Source organism: Lactobacillus gallinarum DSM 10532 = JCM 2011 (assembly GCF_001434975.1).
Taxonomy (GTDB): domain Bacteria; phylum Bacillota; class Bacilli; order Lactobacillales; family Lactobacillaceae; genus Lactobacillus; species Lactobacillus gallinarum.
Genome location: NZ_AZEL01000022.1, coordinates 1 through 386 on the forward strand (window position 1 = coordinate 1; position 386 = coordinate 386).

Genomic DNA, 386 nt, shown 5'->3' on the forward strand with positions numbered 1-386 from the left:
GACCAAATTGCACAAATCATTTACCGTGATGTAAGTGATACAGATAACACTAAATGGGTTAACATTGATACTTCAGGTGATATTACTGGTAAAGCCGGCTCAGTAATTAATTACGATCCACAAAGCAAAATTCAAGAGTTGGTAGCCAAGGGATACGAACTTAAGAATAACTGGTTCCCAGCCGGAGCAGTATTTGACACTGATAGTAATAAGACTCAGACATTCTACATTGACTTTATTCATGGCACTACAACCGTTACCCCAGATAACCCAGGCGATCCAGGCAAGCAAATCAATCCAAATGACCCAGATCATAACGGACCAAAGTGGCCAGCAGGTACTGATAAAGACAGCTTAAGTAAGACTGTTAAGCAAACAGTTCACTA

At 40.4% G+C, this 386-nt stretch carries 1 protein-coding gene; it reads left to right on the plus strand.

Going from position 1 to position 386, the window contains the following annotated elements; translation table 11 throughout:
• Positions 1-386: mucin-binding protein (locus tag FC37_RS10390; protein ID WP_162255099.1), on the plus strand; the 386-nt coding region annotated here is incomplete at both ends.